Source organism: Bradyrhizobium sp. Tv2a-2 (genome assembly GCF_000472425.1).
Taxonomy (GTDB): Bacteria; Pseudomonadota; Alphaproteobacteria; order Rhizobiales; family Xanthobacteraceae; genus Bradyrhizobium.
In genome coordinates this window covers 101772-114910 of the sequence record NZ_AXAI01000016.1, presented here as the reverse complement: position 1 = coordinate 114910, position 13139 = coordinate 101772, and the positions used below count along the sequence as shown (strand labels likewise).

Below are 13139 nucleotides of genomic sequence, written 5' to 3'. Positions count from 1 at the left end.
GCCCTTTGCAACGAATTGTGCGCTTTTGCCATGCGCTTTTTCATAGGTCTGTCACCTGCAGGCAACGGTTCAAAGCCTCAACAAACACCGATACTTGCAGTCTATTTTTGCGCAACCCGACACCGTGTCGCCACATTCGGAATCGTCGGCGCATCATGTCTCCTCGTCGTCCGCCGCCTCGCCATCGACAGTGGCTCGGGGGCTCGCGTCGTCGAGCTTCCTGTAGAGAGTCGATCGGCCAATTTTCAGGCGGCGCGCCACTTCCGACATCTGCCCGCGATAATGCGCGATGGCAAAGCGGATGATTTCGTTCTCCAGCTCTTCCAGCGGCCGCACTTCGCCAGCGCCGGTGAGCATGGTGAGAATCCCGTGGGTTGGGAGTGGAGCGATGGGTATTTCACTACCAGAGACCATCGCGGGTTGCGACGGATGGATCGGCGGCGCCACAACCAGTGGCTCGGCGGGCGCGTCCGGAACCATGGTCGATTGCGCATTGATCAGGGGGAAATCGGCAATGCCAAGCTGCTCGCCTTCCGACAGCACGACCGCGCGATAGACCGTGTTCTCGAGCTGGCGGATGTTGCCGGGCCAGTCGAGCTCAGCGAGATAGGCCATCGCATCGCCGCTGATGCCGGTGATGGTGCGGTTTTCCTCCGCCGCAAAGCGCGTCAGGAAATGTCGCAGCAGATGCGGAATGTCCTCGCGGCGCGCCCGCAGCGGCGGGATGGTCAGGGGCAGCACATGCAGCCGGTAGAACAGGTCTTCGCGGAAGTGCCCGCCTTTGACCCGGTCGAGCAGCTTGCGGTTGGTCGCCGAGATGATGCGGACGTCGACCTTGACCGGCTTGCGGCCGCCGACCGCCTCGACCGCACCCTCCTGCAGCGCCCGCAAAAGCTTGACCTGCGCCGTCAGAGGCAGCTCGCTGACCTCGTCGAGGAACAGCGTGCCGCCATGGGCTTCGACGAATTTGCCGGTATGGCGCTCGGTGGCGCCCGTGAAGGCGCCTTTCTCATGACCGAACAGGATCGATTCCACGAGATTGTCGGGGATCGCGCCGCAATTCACCGCGATGAACGGCTTGGCCTTGCGCTCGCCGGAGCCATGGATGGCGCGGGCGAACAGTTCCTTGCCGACGCCGGATTCACCTTCGATCAGCACCGGAATGGAGGACGAGGCCGCCTTCTGCGCGATGCGCAGCACGCCCGTCATGGCGTCGGAGCGGGTGATGATGTCGGAAAAGCTCAGGCGTCCTTCGCGGCTGTGCTTGATCCGCTGCAGTTCGCCCTTCAGCGCCGACGTGTTGAGCGCATTGCGCAAGGACACCTGCAGCCGCTCGATGCCGACCGGCTTGACCACGAAATCCTGGGCGCCGGCGCGCATCGCCGAGACCACATTGTCAATGCCGCCATGGGCGGTCTGCACGATGACGGGAATGGAAAGACCAGCCTCGCGCATCCGCTCCAGCACGCCCATGCCGTCGAGGCCGGGCATTACCAGATCGAGCACGATCGCGTCGATCGCAGGGGCCTCGGGGCTGGCCAGCATGGCCATCACGGCGTCGCCGGACTCCACCACCACCGCCTCATAGCCGCATTTCTGCACCATGGCCTCGACGAGGCGGCGCTGCACGGCGTCATCATCGGCGATCAAAATGGTGGCGGCCATGGCTTTCCCCCAGCAATGCGACTATCTGTCTCGAATCGGGGCACTCTGGCCGACGAGGCTTAACGCACACTTAAGTTTCGCTCTTCGCTTCGGTTGAACACAGGTTTCGAACACGATGATTTCGCGCAACACGTCCGCTCTCCGCAAACCGAACTCCAGCAAGACCGCCGCCAAGGCGAAGACCGCCAAGAAGGTAATCAAGGAAACCGCCAGGAAAGCTTCCAAGACGCAGTCCGGCCCGGCCGCAAAGACTGGCAGGCTGCCGGAATGGAACCTGTCCGATCTCTATGGTGGGATCGACGCGCCCGAGGTGGCGCGAGACCTTGCGAAGATGGATGCCGATTGCGTCGCGTTTGAGACCGACTACAAGGGCAGGCTTGCGGAACATGCCGCGCGGGATGACGGCGGCGCATGGCTGGCCGAGGCCGTGAAACGCTATGAGGCGATCGACGATCTGGCGGGCAGGCTCGGCTCCTATGCCGGCCTGGCGCATGCCGGCGACAGCGTCGATCCCGCGATCTCCAAATTCTACGGCGACGTGTCGGAGCGGCTGACCGCGGCCTCCACGCATTTGCTGTTCTTTGCGCTCGAGCTCAACCGCATCGACGATACCGTGCTGGAGCACGCGATGCAGGCGCCGGCGCTCGCTCACTACCGGCCCTGGATCGAGGATCTGCGCAAGGACAAGCCCTACCAGCTCGATGATCGCAGCGAGCAGCTCTTCCATGAGAAATCCCAGACCGGCTATTCCGCCTGGAACCGGCTGTTCGACCAGACCATCTCCGGCCTGCGCTTTAAGGTTGGCGGTAAAGATCTCGCGATCGAGCCGACCCTGAATCTTTTGCAGGATCGCGACGGCAAGAAGCGCAAGGTCGCAGCTGATGCGCTCGCCAAGACCTTCAAAGGCAATGAACGCACCTTTGCCTTGATCACCAACACGCTGGCCAAGGACAAGGAAATTTCCGACCGCTGGCGCGGTTTCCAGGATGTTGCGGATTCGCGCCACTTGAATAACCGGGTGGAGCGCGAGGTGGTTGATGCGCTGGTCGCCTCGGTGCGCGCGGCCTATCCCAAGCTCTCGCATCGCTATTACCGGCTGAAGGCCGGCTGGTTCAACAAGAAGAAGCTGCCGCACTGGGACCGCAACGCCCCGCTGCCGTTTGCGCCGACCGGCGCGATCGCCTGGCCCGAGGCGAAGAACATGGTGCTGACGGCCTATCGCGGCTTCTCGCCGCGCATGGCCGAGATCGCCCAGCGCTTTTTCGACGACCGCTGGATCGATGCGCCGGTGCGTCCCGGCAAGGCACCGGGCGCGTTCTCGCATCCGACCACGCCCTCCGCACATCCCTATGTGCTGATGAACTACCAGGGCAAGCCGCGCGACGTGATGACGCTGGCGCACGAACTCGGACATGGCGTGCACCAGGTGCTGGCAGCCCGGAACGGCGCGCTGATGGCGCCGACGCCATTGACCTTGGCCGAAACCGCAAGCGTGTTCGGCGAAATGCTCACCTTCAGGCGGCTGCTGTCAGAGACCAGGAGCGCCAAGCAGCGGCAGGCGCTGCTCGCCGGCAAGGTCGAGGACATGATCAACACGGTGGTGCGCCAGATCGCGTTCTACACCTTCGAGCGCGCCGTCCATACCGAGCGCAAGAACGGCGAACTGACGGCCGAGCGGATCGGCCAGATCTGGCTGTCGGTGCAGACCGAGAGCCTGGGCGCGGCGATCGAGATCAAGCCGGGCTATGAGAATTTCTGGATGTATATCCCCCACTTCATCCATTCGCCGTTCTACGTCTACGCCTATGCCTTCGGCGATTGCCTGGTGAACTCGCTTTATGCAGTCTATGAGCATGCCTCCGAGGGCTTTGCCGAGCGCTATCTCGCCATGCTCTCGGCCGGCGGCACCAAGCATTACTCCGAGCTGCTGGCGCCGTTCGGGCTCGATGCCAAGGACCCGAAATTCTGGGACGGCGGGCTGTCGGTGATTTCGGCCATGATCGACGAGCTGGAGGCGATGGGCTAAAGAGGAGCCCCGCCTGTAATCCGTCCGTCAAACGAATCATTTTTTGATTGAACGGAGCCCGTCCGTACCCCAACCGGGGCGGGTGGCGAAAATTATTCTCTCTCTGGCTCCCGACGGGGGGGCAGGTAAAGTATCGCTCGCGGAATTTGGGATCGTTGGCCCGCTGTGCCTGTGCCTTAGGCAAGACCCTCTCGTGCACAGAAGGTGCGCCATCGCCGTTGCTCTGCCAAAAGGATTGCGCTAATTCCTGCGCAGAAACGCTCGACAAGACTGGGGACGCAAATGGCAAGTCATAGTGAAGTGGCCTATACGACCGCTGATGGCAACGACTACGCGGCGCATGAGGCGACCTATGAGGGTTTCCTCAAGCTCGTGAAATACGGCACGATCACGGTCGCCCTGATCGTGGCCCTGATGGCGATCTTCCTGACCTGACGCAACGAAAATTTTGCGTAAGCGCTGGTTGCAAAACCGGTATCCATCTCAGCCAGATTAACGCTAGTCTGATCGCGCGCGCATGCCTTGCGCCGCCGGAGGCCCTATGAAGATTGCCGTTGCCAAGGAGATCGATCCGGCCGAGCCGCGGGTGGCGGCTTCGCCCGATACGGTGAAGAAGTTCAAGGCTTTGGGAGTGGATGTCGCGGTGGAGCCGGGCGCCGGCGTCAAATCGGGCCTGCCGGATACCGAATTTACCGCTGCCGGCGCCACCATCAGTGCCGACGCGCTCAAGGATGCCGACGTCGTCATCAAGGTGAAGCGGCCGGAAGCATCCGAGCTTGGCCAGTACAAGCGCGGCGCGGCCGTGATCGCCATCATGGACCCCTATGGCAATGATGCCGCACTCAAGGCGATGGCCGATGCCGGCGTTTCAGCTTTTGCGATGGAATTGATGCCGCGCATCACCCGCGCCCAGGTGATGGACGTGCTGTCGTCGCAGGCGAACCTCGCCGGTTACCGCGCGGTGATCGAGGCGGCCGAGGCCTTCGGGCGCGCTTTCCCGATGATGATGACGGCGGCCGGCACCGTGCCCGCTGCGAAAGTGTTCGTGATGGGCGTCGGCGTCGCTGGCCTGCAGGCGATCGCGACCGCGCGCCGGCTGGGCGCGATCGTCACCGCGACCGACGTGCGGCCGGCGGTGAAGGAGCAGGTCGAAAGTCTCGGTGCGAAATTCATCGCGGTCGAGGACGAGGAGTTCAAGCAGGCCGAGACCGCCGGCGGCTACGCCAAGGAAATGTCCAGGGAGTACCAGGCGAAGCAGGCCGCGCTCACTGCCGAGCATATCAAGAAGCAGGACGTGGTGATCACGACCGCCCTGATCCCGGGCCGCCCGGCGCCGCGGCTGATCTCGCTCGACATGGTCAAGACCATGAAGCCCGGCTCGGTGCTGGTCGATCTCGCCGTCGAGCGCGGCGGCAATGTGGAGGGCGTGAAGAGCGGCGAGACCTCCGAGGTCGACGGCATCAAGATCGTCGGCTTTCCCAATCTCGCGGGCCGGGTCGCGGCCTCCGCCTCCGGCCTCTATGCACGCAATTTGCTGTCCTTCATCGAGACCATGGTCGACAAGACCAGCAAGGCGCTGGCGATCAACTGGGATGACGAGCTGGTCAAGGCCACCGCGCTGACCAGAGACGGCAAGGTCATCCATCCGAACTTCCAGCCCAAGTCTTCCTAATTCGGGCCCAAGGAGAACCGCCATGGAGCATGCTGCTCAAGTCGTCGATCCCTTCGTGTTCAGGCTGTCGATCTTCGTGCTCGCCGTGTTCGTCGGCTATTTCGTGGTGTGGTCGGTGACGCCTGCGCTGCATACGCCGCTGATGTCGGTGACCAACGCGATCTCGTCGGTGATCGTGGTCGGCGCGCTGCTTGCGGTGGGCGTCGGCCTGGTTTCGAGCGGGTCGGGGTGGGCGCGCGGCTTCGGCTTCATCGCGCTGATCTTCGCTTGCGTGAACATTTTCGGGGGCTTCCTTGTCACCCAGCGCATGCTGGCGATGTACAAGAAGAAAGCCAAGTGATTGGTCGAGTGAGCGGCCGCCACCTCAGTGTGATGGGACAAACGGGGACCTGAGATGAACGCCAATCTGTCTGCACTGCTCTATCTCGTGGCGGGTGTGCTGTTCATCCTGTCGCTGCGCGGTCTGTCCAGTCCGGCGTCGAGCCGCCGCGGCAACTTCCTGGGCATGGCCGGCATGGCGATTGCGGTCGCCACCACGCTCGCCAACCACCCGCCGGCCGACGGCATGGCGTGGCTGCTCGTCATCCTCGGTGTGGCCATCGGCGGCGGCGTCGGCGCGGTGATCGCCCGCCGCGTGCCGATGACTTCGATGCCCGAGCTCGTCGCCGCCTTCCACTCGCTGGTCGGCATGGCCGCCGTGCTGGTCGCCGCCGGCGCCTTCTATGCGCCTGAGGCTTTCGACATCGGCACGTCCGGCAACATCCATACCCAGAGCCTGGTCGAGATGTCGCTCGGTGTCGCCATCGGCGCCTTGACCTTCACCGGCTCGGTGATCGCGTTCCTGAAACTGTCGGCGCGGATGAGCGGTGCGCCGATCATCCTGCCGGCGCGTCACCTCATCAATATCGCACTCGCCGTTGCGCTGGTGGTCAGCATCATCGGCCTTGTGGCGACCGGCAACGCGGTCTTTTTCTGGCTCAACACCATCCTCGCGCTGGCGTTGGGCGTGTTGATGATCATTCCGATCGGCGGCGCCGACATGCCGGTCGTGATCTCGATGCTCAACTCCTATTCGGGATGGGCGGCCGCCGGCATCGGCTTCACGTTGGGTAACTCCGCGCTGATCATCACCGGCGCGCTGGTCGGCTCCTCCGGCGCGATCCTGTCCTACATCATGTGCCATGCGATGAACCGCTCGTTCATCTCGGTCATCCTCGGCGGCTTCGGCGGCGAGACCTCGGCGGCCAGCGCGGCCGGCGGGGAAGCGCGGCCGGTGAAGCTCGGCTCGGCTGACGATGCGGCCTTCATCATGAAGAACGCGCAGAAGGTGATCATCGTGCCGGGCTACGGCATGGCGGTGGCGCAGGCCCAGCACGCGCTGCGCGAGATGGCCGACAATCTGAAGAAGGAAGGGGTGGAGGTGAAATACGCCATTCATCCCGTCGCTGGCCGCATGCCCGGCCACATGAACGTGCTGCTCGCCGAAGCCAACGTGCCCTATGACGAGGTGTTCGAGCTTGAGGACATCAACTCGGAGTTTGCACAGGCCGACGTCGCCTTCGTGATCGGCGCCAACGACGTCACCAACCCGGCCGCGGAAGAAGACAAGACGTCGCCGATCTACGGCATGCCCGTGCTGCAGGTCTGGAAGGCAGGCACCGTGATGTTCATCAAGCGCTCGCTGGCTTCAGGCTATGCCGGCATCGACAATCCGCTGTTCTATCGCGACAACACCATGATGCTGCTCGGCGACGCCAAGAAGATGACGGAGAACATCGTCAAGGCGATGTAGTAGTGGCGCTGCGATTGAGCATGATCCGGAAAACCGCTGCACCCTCTTCCGGATCATGCTCTAGTGGCGAGCCATGACGGTTCTCAAATGGCTCGTCATTGTCGGCTGTCTTGGCTATGTCGGCGTGCTCGTCGTGTTGTTCTTTGCGCAGCGGTCCTTCATCTATCCGATCCCGCAAGCGACGCGCACCTCGCCTGAGGCGGCAGGCCTCAGTGAGGCCGAAGAGCATGTGCTGACGACGGATGACGGTGAAAAGATCATCTTCTGGCATGTACCGGCAAAGCCGGGGCGCCACGTCGTGCTCTATTTTCACGGCAATGGCGAAAGTCTCGCCTGGCTCGTCGGCCGCTTTCGGGACATCACGGCCGATGGCACCGGCCTGATTGCGATGTCCTATCGCGGCTATGGCGGCTCCAGCGGCAGCCCGAGCGAGGGCGCGCTCCTGCTCGACGCGGCGGCGGCTTACGATTTTGCCCGGGCGCGCTACGACGCCAGCCGCATCGTGGCCTGGGGCTTTTCGCTCGGCACCGGCGTTGCCGTGGCGGTCGCCGCCGGGCACCCCGTGGGCGGCCTGATCCTGGAGGCGCCCTACACTTCGATCGCGGATGTCGCAGCCATGGCGTTTCCGTTTCTGCCGGTACGCCTCTTGGTGAGGGACAGCTTTCACTCCGACGAGCGGATCGCGCGGGTGACGGCGCCGCTCCTGATCATGCATGGCGTGCGCGATGAAACCATCCCGATCTCACTCGGCGAAAAGCTGTTCGCGCTGGCCCACGAGCCGAAGCAATTCGTGCGGTTTCCCGACGGCGGGCATAATGATCTCGGAGACTTCGGCGCGGTTGAAACGGCTCGACAATTCATCGCCGCTTTGAAAGGCTGACCGCGGATTTGCTTGCCCGAGGTTGTAAGCCCATGAGCGCCCATAGCGAGATGTCGAAATCGTCATGGATTTTTCCGGGCCTCGCCGTGGCCCTGTTTGTCGCCGTCACGGCCTTGCATTACGATTTCACGCCTTCGCCGGCGGGGCTAGCCTTCGCCGCGGTACTGCTGATCATCCTGTTCGGCACGGTGTTCGCCGCCGTGCACCATGCCGAGGTGATCGCGCACCGGATCGGCGAGCCCTTCGGCACGCTTCTGCTCACGCTGTCGGTCACCATCATCGAGGTGGCGCTGATCGCAACCATCATGCTGGGCGAGAAGGAGGTGCCGACGCTGGCGCGTGACACGGTCTTTGCCGTGGTGATGATTGTCTGCAATGGCCTCGTCGGCATCTGCGTCTTCATCGGCGGCCTGCATTACCGCGAGCAGGACGTGCAGGTCTCCGGCGCCAATCTCTATCTCAGCGTGCTCTTCACGATGGCGACGATCACGCTGATCCTGCCCAACTACACGCTGACGACGCCGGGCCCGGTCTACTCCGAGGCGCAGCTCGAATTCGTCAGCGTCGTCACCATCCTGCTCTATGGCGTCTTCCTCTACACCCAGACCAGCCGGCACCGCGATTACTTCATCAAGGCGGAGGCCGATCCGGGGGAGGGCGGCGCGCCAATATCCGGCGGCCTGTTGGCGCTGAGCATCGCGCTGCTTCTGGTTTCGTTGCTTGGTGTGGTGCTGCTGTCGAAAAAATTCTCCCTCGTCGTCGATGCCGCGACCGCCGCGATCGGCGCGCCGCCGGCCTTTGCCGGCGTGGTGGTGGCCTTGCTGATCCTGCTGCCCGAGAGCGTCGCGGCGGTGTCGGCTGCGCGCAAGAACGACCTGCAGAAGAGCATCAACCTCGCGCTCGGTTCCTCGCTTGCAACCATCGGCCTGACGGTTCCGGCGGTCGCGGTGGCCGCTTTCGCGCTGGACAAGCAGCTGGTGCTCGGGCTCAACGAGCAGAACATGGTTGAGCTCCTGCTCACCTTCATCCTGAGCATGCTGACATTCGGCACCGGACGGACCAACATCCTGTTCGGGCTGGTCCACATGGTGGTGTTTGCGGTATTCCTGTTCCTGGTCTTCGTGCCGTAAAATTGAACATGATCTTGTCGGAAAACCGCTGCACACTTTTCCGGATCATGCTCTGGGAGATTTTGCCGATGCTCGCCGCCACCTCAGACGTCCAAGTTGATACCCCCGAGGTCCGGGTGACCCAGTGGCGGCTGGCGCCGGGCAGCGCGACCGGCCATCATACCCACGAGATGGACTATGTGATCGTGCCGGTGACGGCGGGTGAGATGACCATCGTGGCGCCCAATGGCGAGCGGTCAAAGGCGCAGCTCGGGGTCGGGAAATCCTACTTCCGCAAGGCGGGCGTCCAGCACGACGTGCTCAACGAAACGTCATCTGAAATCGTGTTCCTGGAAGTCGAACTGAAGCGTTAATGTCGCATTCACCGGATTAATATAGCCTTTACCGAATTGCCACCGATCTGACGTAGTTGATCCCTGAATGTGCCTCAAAGTTCCAGCATCACTCCCCTTCGGGGAGTGGTTGGCATGCTGAAATACCTCACGAAGATCGCGATGGACATTCTCCCATCGGTCGTCGCGACCGTGATTGGGGCGTACATCGTTAATCATTACATCAATGCCAGGCCGGCGGCGGATGCGCCCGCGGCCGCGGTTTCGACAGCCAATCCCTCGATAGCCGATCCCAAGGGTTCAAACGCCGGCGCAAAGGCTGGCGGCAAGTCCGAGACGGCGTCGATCCCCGAGCCCGGCATCAAGGCTAAGGGCATCTCCGAAAAGGCGCTGATCGAGAAGACCGCGTCCGAGCACCCGGCGGAGGTGAAGCCTGCCGAGACCAAGGCGGTCGAAGCCAAGGCAGCCGAAGCCAAAGCGGTAGAAACCAAAGCTGACACGAAGCCGGTCGAGACCGCGAACGCGCCCGCCGATACGCGCCGCCATTCCATCCTGCCGTTCTCGCGCGACAAGGCGGTGGCTGAGAAGCCAAAGACCGCGCCTTCGCCGACCGCCTCTCCCGCCGCGGTCGCTGTCGCGCCGGCAGTCGTGACGCCGGCGCCTGCTGCCAATCCGGCGCCGTCGGCTGAAGCCTCGGCGACCCCGACGGAGGAGCATCGCGACGCGGCCGAGCTTGCGCGGGCGGCGATCGACCGGCTGCGGGGCATCACCGACAAGGCCGAGCGGTCGCAAGACAAGGCCCAGGAAGGGACAAGAGAGAAGGGGCAGGAAAAGGTACAGCAGGAAAAGGTACAAGAGGCTGTACGCAGCCCCGAGCCGCCGAGAGTTCAGGAGCCGCCGCGGACGGTTGCCGCAGTTCCGCTTCGGCCGCTGCCGCCGCCAATCACGGTGTCGACGCCATCGGCCGAGCAGGGTGGTGCATCCGCACAGCCGACCTATCCGCCCTACACCGCCTCAGTGGGCAACGATCCCAACCGTCCGACGCCGCCGGCCGACATTCCGCCTCCACCCGCGCAGCCGCCGCTCGACCTGCGTGCGGACGCCGGTGCAGCAACCCCGAGTCCCCGCGATCACACCAGGAACGTGGCTGAGGACATGCTGTCGGCTGCGAAGTCGATGTTCCATGCGGTCATTCCGACCCCGTCCTCGTCGTCGTCCAAGTTCACGGACTGAGCATTTTCGGTTCTGATTGAATCAGAACCGAAGCTCTAGATTCTTGTTTTGACGCGTTTTCTTTACGCGAACCGGTGTCCACTTCGCTCGAAAACGCTCCTAAGCGGGGCGATATCAGGTCGGATAAGGCGCTGCAGCTCTATCTCTTTCCGGCGGGGAGAGGTGAATGAAATTTGGGGCCGCATCGATTCACGCTGGGCGCGGCAAAGACACAGACCAGCTTGCAAAATAATTCAAAAAAATAACGCGGACCGTCCGGCCCGCGTTCAACAATGGCAGTCTGTCAAAGGCAGTCTGTCAAAAAGCGCCTGTTAGCGCGGACCGCGCGACGGGCCGCCAGCGCCACCGCGCCCAGCACCGCGCTCACCGCCGGGACCTGCGCCAAAAGCGGGCTTCGGCTTCATGGGCAGCAGACCTTCGCGCTGCAGCTTCTTGCGGGCAAGCTTGCGCGCACGGCGCACGGCTTCGGCCTTTTCACGGGCCTTTTTCTCGGACGGCTTCTCGTAATGACCGCGGAGCTTCATCTCGCGGAAAATACCCTCGCGCTGCATCTTCTTCTTCAGCGCCTTCAGGGCTTGATCAACATTGTTGTCGCGAACGAGTACCTGCACCCGGCATCCTCTTTTCAGTAAATCGGAGTGAAATTGGCTTAACGTAGAGGGCCGACAAAAAAGGCCACGCCCGCTACCTTGAGGGCAGCGGATGTATCAGACAAAAACCAAACTGTCTACGGCTGTACGCGGTATTACGCGCGTTTGATCGCCAGAATCGCCGTTTTTTGATGCGGATCAGGCCGATTTCGGTAGCACCTGCGTCACATGGCCCATCTTCCGGCCCGGCCGCGGCGTTCCCTTGCCGTAGATGTGAACCGTAGCGCCGGGCACGGCCAGCCATTCGGGGTAGGTCGCGATCTCGTCGCCGATCAGGTTGGTCATGGTGACCTCGCCGTGCCGCACCGGCTTTCCGAGCTGCCAGCCGGCGATGGCGCGGATGTGCTGCTCGAACTGCGAGATCGATGCGCCGTCCAGCGTCCAGTGGCCGGAATTATGCACCCGCGGCGCGATCTCGTTGACCAGCACCTTGGGGCCGGCCGCATGAGGCAGCACGAACATCTCGACCGCGAGCACGCCGACATAGCTGAGCGCGTCCGCAATCTTGCCGGCGATCTCGCGCGCCTCAGCAGCCAGGCTTTCCGGGATCGCCGCTGGTGCGCGCGAGACCTTGAGGATGTGGTCGCGGTGCTCGTTCTCGGTGACGTCGAAACATTCGACCTGGCCGTCGGCCGAGCGCGCGGCGATCACCGAAATCTCGCGCTCGAACGGCACGAAAGCCTCCAGGATGGCGGATTTGGTGCCGAGCTCCTCCCAGATCCGATCGATCTCGTCATGCTTGCGGATGATGGCCTGGCCCTTGCCATCATAGCCGAAGCGGCGGGTTTTGATCACTGCGGGCAGCCCGATGCGCGCGACCGCCTGACGCAGCGAGGCCGCCGACGTCACGTCGGCATAGGCGGCGGTGCCGATCCCGAGCCGCGTGACAAAGTCCTTCTCCGCGAGGCGATCCTGGGTGGTCTCGAGGATCTTGCGCTCGGGCAGCACCGGGCGCCGGGCCGACAGGACCAGCGCCGCCGCGGCGGGCACGTTCTCGAACTCATAGGTGATGACGTCGACGTCGTTGGCGAACAGTTCGAGCGCCTCGACATCGGCATATTCGGCGCAGCTCGCATTCGCGACGACGTCGAAGGCCGGCGAATCCGGATCGGGTGAAAACACTTGGCAACGAAGCCCGAGCCGTGCGGCGGCCATGGCCAGCATCCGGCCCAATTGCCCGCCGCCAAGGATTCCGATGGTGTCGCCGGGCTTCAGCTTCACCTGAGAGTGAGAGGTCACGCCTTGTCCTCCGGGCGCTCGGCGACTGCGTCCGTCTGCTGCTTGCGCCAGGCGGCGAGTCTTGCCGCAAGGCCTGGGTCCTGCAGCGCCAGCACGCTTGCTGCCAGCAGCGCCGCGTTGATGGCGCCCGCCTTGCCGATCGCCAGCGTGCCCACCGGCACGCCCGCCGGCATCTGGACGATGGAATACAGCGAATCCACCCCCGAAAGTGCCTTGCTCGCGACGGGAACGCCGAACACCGGCAGCTCCGTCAGCGACGCCGTCATGCCGGGCAGATGGGCCGCTCCGCCGGCGCCGGCAATGATGACTTTGAAGCCATCGGCCTTGGCGCTCTTGGCAAAGGCAAACAGGCGCTCAGGGGTGCGATGGGCGGAGACGATGCGCGCCTCGAAGGCCACGCCCAGCGCATCCAGCGTGTCGGCCGCGTGGCGCATGGTTTCCCAGTCCGACTGGCTGCCCATGATGATGGCGATGGTAGCGGTCATAGGGTTAATTCTTCTCGGGAATCCAGAACCATAGG

General features: G+C 63.5%; 13 protein-coding genes. 9 read left to right on the top strand and 4 right to left on the bottom strand.

The window, feature by feature from the left end:
- Positions 1-153: 153 nt before the first annotated feature.
- On the bottom strand, positions 154-1665 hold the full coding sequence (locus tag A3AI_RS0129430) for a sigma-54-dependent transcriptional regulator (protein WP_024519014.1): 1512 nt from the start codon (positions 1663-1665) through the stop codon (positions 154-156).
- Between the two features lie 115 nt (positions 1666-1780).
- On the opposite strand from A3AI_RS0129430, the gene A3AI_RS0129425 reads away from it, so the two are divergent.
- The 9 genes from A3AI_RS0129425 (at position 1781) to A3AI_RS0129385 (ending at position 10730) form a co-directional block, all read left to right on the top strand.
- Positions 1781-3691 carry a M3 family oligoendopeptidase gene (locus A3AI_RS0129425; protein WP_024519013.1) on the top strand — a complete coding sequence of 637 codons (1911 nt, stop codon included), beginning with the start codon at positions 1781-1783 and terminating at the stop codon, positions 3689-3691.
- A gap of 282 nt (positions 3692-3973) precedes the next feature.
- Entirely contained in the window at positions 3974-4126 is a 153-nt protein-coding gene (locus A3AI_RS0129420) for an aa3-type cytochrome c oxidase subunit IV (RefSeq protein ID WP_024519012.1), read from the top strand.
- 106 nt (positions 4127-4232) lie between these two features.
- Positions 4233-5363 carry a Re/Si-specific NAD(P)(+) transhydrogenase subunit alpha gene (locus A3AI_RS0129415; RefSeq protein WP_024519011.1) on the top strand — a complete coding sequence of 377 codons (1131 nt, stop codon included), beginning with the start codon at positions 4233-4235 and terminating at the stop codon, positions 5361-5363.
- Positions 5364-5385: 22 nt separating this feature from the next.
- On the top strand, positions 5386-5703 hold the full coding sequence (locus A3AI_RS0129410) for a proton-translocating transhydrogenase family protein (RefSeq protein ID WP_024519010.1): 318 nt from the start codon (positions 5386-5388) through the stop codon (positions 5701-5703).
- Positions 5704-5757: 54 nt separating this feature from the next.
- Complete coding sequence (locus A3AI_RS0129405) at positions 5758-7155, top strand: NAD(P)(+) transhydrogenase (Re/Si-specific) subunit beta (protein WP_024519009.1); 1398 nt, start codon at positions 5758-5760, stop codon at positions 7153-7155.
- A 73-nt stretch (positions 7156-7228) separates the two neighbouring features.
- Complete coding sequence (locus A3AI_RS0129400) at positions 7229-8035, top strand: alpha/beta hydrolase (RefSeq protein WP_024519008.1); 807 nt, start codon at positions 7229-7231, stop codon at positions 8033-8035.
- A 32-nt stretch (positions 8036-8067) separates the two neighbouring features.
- Positions 8068-9165, top strand: a complete 1098-nt coding sequence (locus A3AI_RS0129395; protein WP_024519007.1) for a calcium:cation antiporter — start codon at positions 8068-8070, stop codon at positions 9163-9165.
- Between the two features lie 68 nt (positions 9166-9233).
- Positions 9234-9518 carry a cupin domain-containing protein gene (locus A3AI_RS0129390; RefSeq protein ID WP_024519006.1) on the top strand — a complete coding sequence of 95 codons (285 nt, stop codon included), beginning with the start codon at positions 9234-9236 and terminating at the stop codon, positions 9516-9518.
- Positions 9519-9632: 114 nt separating this feature from the next.
- Complete coding sequence (locus A3AI_RS0129385; RefSeq protein WP_024519005.1) at positions 9633-10730, top strand: hypothetical protein; 1098 nt, start codon at positions 9633-9635, stop codon at positions 10728-10730.
- A gap of 311 nt (positions 10731-11041) precedes the next feature.
- Here the strand turns inward: A3AI_RS0129385 and rpsU are convergent, their stop codons facing one another.
- From rpsU to purE, 3 genes are all read right to left on the bottom strand, one after another.
- Positions 11042-11341 (bottom strand): 30S ribosomal protein S21, encoded by a 300-nt coding sequence (gene rpsU, locus A3AI_RS0129380; protein ID WP_024519004.1) that lies wholly within the window; start codon positions 11339-11341, stop codon positions 11042-11044.
- 177 nt (positions 11342-11518) lie between these two features.
- Positions 11519-12619, bottom strand: a complete 1101-nt coding sequence (locus A3AI_RS0129375) for a 5-(carboxyamino)imidazole ribonucleotide synthase (RefSeq protein WP_024519003.1) — start codon at positions 12617-12619, stop codon at positions 11519-11521.
- A complete protein-coding gene (gene purE / locus A3AI_RS0129370; RefSeq protein WP_024519002.1) occupies positions 12616-13104 on the bottom strand; it encodes a 5-(carboxyamino)imidazole ribonucleotide mutase in 489 nt (162 codons plus the stop codon). Before purE ends, A3AI_RS0129375 begins: the two co-directional genes overlap by 4 nt.
- Positions 13105-13139: the final 35 nt, after the last annotated feature.

What these genes read in the sequence shown, in the direction of transcription:
- A3AI_RS0129425 (WP_024519013.1), top strand. Translation starts at nt 1,781, where the DNA reads ATGATTTCGCGCAACACGTCCGCTCTCCGCAAACCGAACTCCAGCAAG.
- A3AI_RS0129385 (WP_024519005.1), top strand. Translation starts at nt 9,633, where the DNA reads ATGCTGAAATACCTCACGAAGATCGCGATGGACATTCTCCCATCGGTC.
- A3AI_RS0129405 (WP_024519009.1), top strand. Translation starts at nt 5,758, where the DNA reads ATGAACGCCAATCTGTCTGCACTGCTCTATCTCGTGGCGGGTGTGCTG.
- A3AI_RS0129415 (WP_024519011.1), top strand. Translation starts at nt 4,233, where the DNA reads ATGAAGATTGCCGTTGCCAAGGAGATCGATCCGGCCGAGCCGCGGGTG.
- A3AI_RS0129420 (WP_024519012.1), top strand. Translation starts at nt 3,974, where the DNA reads ATGGCAAGTCATAGTGAAGTGGCCTATACGACCGCTGATGGCAACGAC.
- A3AI_RS0129395 (WP_024519007.1), top strand. Translation starts at nt 8,068, where the DNA reads ATGAGCGCCCATAGCGAGATGTCGAAATCGTCATGGATTTTTCCGGGC.
- A3AI_RS0129430 (WP_024519014.1), bottom strand. Translation starts at nt 1,665, where the DNA reads ATGGCCGCCACCATTTTGATCGCCGATGATGACGCCGTGCAGCGCCGC.
- A3AI_RS0129400 (WP_024519008.1), top strand. Translation starts at nt 7,229, where the DNA reads ATGACGGTTCTCAAATGGCTCGTCATTGTCGGCTGTCTTGGCTATGTC.
- A3AI_RS0129410 (WP_024519010.1), top strand. Translation starts at nt 5,386, where the DNA reads ATGGAGCATGCTGCTCAAGTCGTCGATCCCTTCGTGTTCAGGCTGTCG.
- purE (WP_024519002.1), bottom strand. Translation starts at nt 13,104, where the DNA reads ATGACCGCTACCATCGCCATCATCATGGGCAGCCAGTCGGACTGGGAA.
- A3AI_RS0129390 (WP_024519006.1), top strand. Translation starts at nt 9,234, where the DNA reads ATGCTCGCCGCCACCTCAGACGTCCAAGTTGATACCCCCGAGGTCCGG.